The sequence below is a fragment of the Rhizobacter sp. P2_H2 genome, from assembly GCF_056403375.1.
Map to the genome: position 1 here is coordinate 1 of NZ_JBFUFP010000513.1, position 3,805 is coordinate 3,805.

Annotated in this window: 5 protein-coding genes; 3 read left to right on the forward strand and 2 right to left on the reverse strand. The window is 70.4% G+C overall.

The annotated features are described in order from the left end of the window. Positions 1 to 102: 102 nt before the first annotated feature. Both AC1D15_RS21410 and cysE read left to right on the forward strand, forming a co-directional pair. Entirely contained in the window at positions 103 to 822 is a 720-nt protein-coding gene (locus tag AC1D15_RS21410; protein ID WP_477827553.1) for an RNA methyltransferase, read from the forward strand. An 88-nt stretch (positions 823 to 910) separates the two neighbouring features. Further along, positions 911 to 1,675, forward strand: coding sequence for a serine O-acetyltransferase (gene cysE, locus AC1D15_RS21415; RefSeq protein ID WP_477827554.1), 765 nt, complete (start codon positions 911 to 913; stop codon positions 1,673 to 1,675). On the opposite strand, the gene mog is transcribed toward cysE, so the two are convergent. Then, entirely contained in the window at positions 1,668 to 2,282 is a 615-nt protein-coding gene (gene mog / locus AC1D15_RS21420; RefSeq protein ID WP_477827555.1) for a molybdopterin adenylyltransferase, read from the reverse strand. The genes cysE and mog overlap by 8 nt on opposite strands. Further along, complete coding sequence (gene yjgA / locus AC1D15_RS21425) at positions 2,272 to 2,814, reverse strand: ribosome biogenesis factor YjgA (protein ID WP_465113441.1); 543 nt, start codon at positions 2,812 to 2,814, stop codon at positions 2,272 to 2,274. The genes mog and yjgA overlap by 11 nt, the downstream gene beginning before the upstream one ends. Before the next feature lie 112 nt (positions 2,815 to 2,926). Here yjgA and AC1D15_RS21430 point away from each other — a divergent pair. Then, the coding region (locus AC1D15_RS21430) for a PmbA/TldA family metallopeptidase (protein WP_477827556.1) at positions 2,927 to 3,805 on the forward strand (879 nt) is incomplete at its 3' end.

The following is a 3,805-nucleotide window of genomic DNA, read 5'->3' on the forward strand; positions in this document are numbered from 1 at the left end:
GTGAGAGGCAGACGGAGGTGAGAAAGAGCGGGCAGCGCGCGGGGCGCTGCGGATAATCGCGGATTTTAGCCGTTCGTCCCTGGGGAAATCCCCGAGCCACCGATGTCCATCGACAGCACCCGTTTCATCCTGCTCAACACCAGCCACTACGGCAACATCGGCGCCACCGCGCGCGCGATGAAGACGATGGGCTTCAGCGACCTGGTGCTGGTCGCGCCGCGCTTTGCCGATGCGCTGGTGCACGAGGACACCGTCGCGATGGCCAGCGGTGCCGCCGACATCCTGGTGCGCGCCCGGGTGGTGGGCAGCCTCGCCGAGGCGCTCGACGGCATCAGCTACGCCTGCGCCACCGCGATGACGCCGCGCGATTTCGGCCCGGCGACGCACGCGCCGCGGCCGCTGTTCGCCGAATTGGCACGCAGCGAGCACCGCGTGGCCTTCGTGTTCGGCTCCGAGCGCTTCGGCATGGCCAACGACGACGTCTACCGCTGCCATGCCTGCATCAGCATCCCGACCCATCCCGACTACGGCTCGCTGAACCTCGCGCAGGCGGTGCAGTTGCTGGCCTACGACTGGCGCCAGGCGCTCGGCGGTTTCGAGGTGGTGCCGCGCGTGCCGGATGCAACGCTCGCCGACGGCGCCCAGGTGCAGGGCTTGCTCGAGCACTGGCAGCAGGCGCTCACCGACATCGGCTTCCTCGATCCGGCCGCGCCGAAGAAGCTGATGCCGCGGCTGAACCAACTGCTGAACCGGGCGGAACTCAGCGCGGAAGAAGTGCACATCCTGCGCGGCATCGCACGCGCGATCCAGCGCCGCGGCTGAGCGGCCCACCGGCGCGCACTTGCCCCTGACGGCCGTGGACTTTCAAGCTGCCAGATAAACTGACCCGCCCCGGTCTCACCCCACCCCCATGTTCGACCGCCTCCGAGAAGACATCGCCTGCATCCTCGAGCGCGACCCCGCCGCGCGCAGCACCTGGGAGGTCGTCACCTGTTACCCGGGCCTGCATGCGCTGCTGATGCACCGCTGGTCGCACGCCTGCTGGACGCACGGCTGGCACTGGCCGGCGCGCTTCATCTCGCACGTCGCGCGCTTCTTCTCCGGCATCGAGATCCACCCCGGCGCGACGATCGGCCGGCGTGTCTTCATCGACCACGGCATGGGCGTCGTGATCGGCGAGATGGCCGAGATCGGCGACGAATGCACGATCTACCAGGGCGTGACGCTCGGCGGCACCTCGCTCGTGAAGGGCGCCAAGCGTCACCCGACGCTCGGGCGCGGCGTGATCATCGGTGCGAATGCCTGCGTGCTCGGCGGGTTCACGGTCGGCGAGGGCGCGCGTGTCGGATCGAACGCGGTCGTCACCAAGCCGGTGCCGGCCGGTGCGACCGCGGTCGGCAACCCGGCGCGCATCATCCTCGCGAAGGACGACCCGTCGCATGTCGAGCCCGGTGACAGGAAGGTCTTCTCGGCCTACGGCGTCACGCAGGGCGACGATCCGGTGTCGCAGGCGATGAAGGGCCTGATCGACAACGCCGCCGGCCACGAGCACCAGATCGCGCTGCTGTGGGCGGCGATCGAGAAGCTGTCACCGGCGAAGGACGACTGCGTGCCGGCCGATGCGCAGAAGGCCGAGCACTTCGACGCCGAGCGGATGAACCAGCTGGTCAAGTAGCGGCGGGCGCAGGCCGCTGCGCGGACTTCGGGCGGAACGAGCGGCACACGCTCTCGTCCGTCTCGAGGTACGGCCCGCCGATCAGGTCGATGCAGTACGGCACCGCGGCGAAGATCCCCGGCGCCGGCGGCTGCGCGTTCGGCAGGCCCTCCAGCGTCTCGGCGATCGATTTCGGCTGCCCCGGCAGGTTGATGATCAGCGCCTTGCCGCGCAGCACCGCGACCTGCCGCGACAGGATCGCGGTCGGCACGAAGCGCAGGCTGATCTGGCGCATCTGCTCGCCGAAGCCCGGCATCTCGCGGTCGGCCACCGCCAGCGTCGCCTCCGGCGTCACGTCACGCGGCGACGGGCCGGTGCCGCCGGTCGTCAGCACCAGGTGGCACCCACGGGCGTCCACCAGCTCCACCAGTGCCGCGCTGATCCGCGCCTGCTCGTCGGGGATCAGCCGCGTCTCCCACTCGACCGGGTTGCGCAGCGCGCGGCCCAGCCAGGTCTGCAGCGCCGGGAGCCCCTTGTCTTCGTAGACGCCGCTCGAGGCCCGGTCGCTGATCGACACCAGGCCGATGCGCACCGTGTCGAGCGGCGCGGCGGGGCTCTCATTCGCCATCGTTGTCGTCCGCCAGCGTCAGTGCCTTGATGAACTGGAACAGCTCGCGGTAGGCCCGCCCGCTGCGCTGCTCCGGCGCCACCGCGGCATCCTTGCGCGCCGCGCGGATCAGGCTGCGCAGCTGCTGCACGTCGCCGCCGGGGTGCTTCTGCATCCAGGTGGTCAGCGCGTCGTCGCTCGCGATCAGCTCGGCGCGCCAGCGCTCGGCCTCGTGCAGCGCCAGTGAATCCTTGGCCTGGCCGAGCTGCATCGCGGTGACCGCCTCGCGGATCGGCCCGACGTCGTCGCGCCGCATCAGCTTGCCGATGTACTGCATCTGGCGCCGCCGCCCCTCGTGCGAACGGGTGCGGCGGTATTCCATCACCGCGCCGATCAGCGTCTCGGAGATCGGCAGCCCGACGATGCGGCTCTCGGGCAGCGCCGCGAAGGCCTCGCCCAGCGCCTGCAACTCGTGCATGTCCTTCTTCAGCTGCGTCTTGCTGGGGCCGTCGAAGTCGTCGTCGCCGTCTTCGGAGGCGACAGGGTCGGGCACGTGATTCTTGGGAGTTCGAGGGGCCATGAGGGGAAACGAGGGCTGCACGGGCAAGGGCGTCGGTATGATAGCCCTCGCTTCCTCTTGGCTGCCTCGTGCGCCTGCCGCCTCCATGACCCAGTCCTCCCTCCCCACCCACGGTTTCGCGTATTCGCGCGAGCGCTTCGAGCAACTGGTCGAAGACGCGCTGTCGCTCGGCAAGACGCTCGGCGCGAGCGACATGGGGGTCGAGGTCTCCGAAGGCGCGGGCCTGTCGGTGTCGGTGCGCAAGGGCGAGATCGAGAACGTCGAGCGCAACCGCGACAAGTCGATCGGTGTCACCGTCTACCTCGGCCAGCGCCGCGGCAACGCGAGCACGTCCGATTTCTCGCCGGCCGCGCTGGAGCAGACGGTCAAGGCCGCCTACGACATCGCCCGCTTCACCGCCGAAGACCCGGCCGCCGGCCTGCCGGATGACGCCGACCTGGCGCTCGGCGCAGCCGCCACCCGCGACCTCGACCTGTTCCACCCGTGGGACATCGATGCCGCCGGTGCTGCCGAGATCGCGCAGCGTTGCGAGGCCGCCGCGCTCACCACCGACCGCCGCATCACCAACAGCGAAGGCGCCGGCGTGTCGGCGCAGCAATCGCACTTCTTCGCCGGCAACAGCCGCGGCTTCCGCGGCGGCTATGCCAGTTCGCGGCACTCGGTGTCGGTGGCGCCGATCGCGTCGCTGCCCGGCCGCGGCGGCGACGACATGCAGCGCGACGCCTGGTACAGCTCGATGCGCGCGCCCGGCGATCTCGCCAGCCCCGAGGCCATCGGCCGCTACGCCGCCGAGCGCGCGCTGTCGCGGCTGAAGTCGCGCAAGATCAAGACCTGCGTGGTGCCGGTGCTGTTCGAGTCGACGCTCGCCACCGGGCTGCTCGGCGGCTACGTGCAGGCCACCAGCGGCGGCGCGCTGTACCGCAACTCCAGCTTCCTGCTCGACAGCCTCGGCAAGGAAGTGCTC

Bases quoted from the DNA above. Each gene is read 5' to 3' on its own strand.
- AC1D15_RS21410 (WP_477827553.1), top strand. From the start codon at position 103: ATGTCCATCGACAGCACCCGTTTCATCCTGCTCAACACCAGCCACTAC.
- cysE (WP_477827554.1), top strand. From the start codon at position 911: ATGTTCGACCGCCTCCGAGAAGACATCGCCTGCATCCTCGAGCGCGAC.
- mog (WP_477827555.1), bottom strand. From the start codon at position 2,282: ATGGCGAATGAGAGCCCCGCCGCGCCGCTCGACACGGTGCGCATCGGC.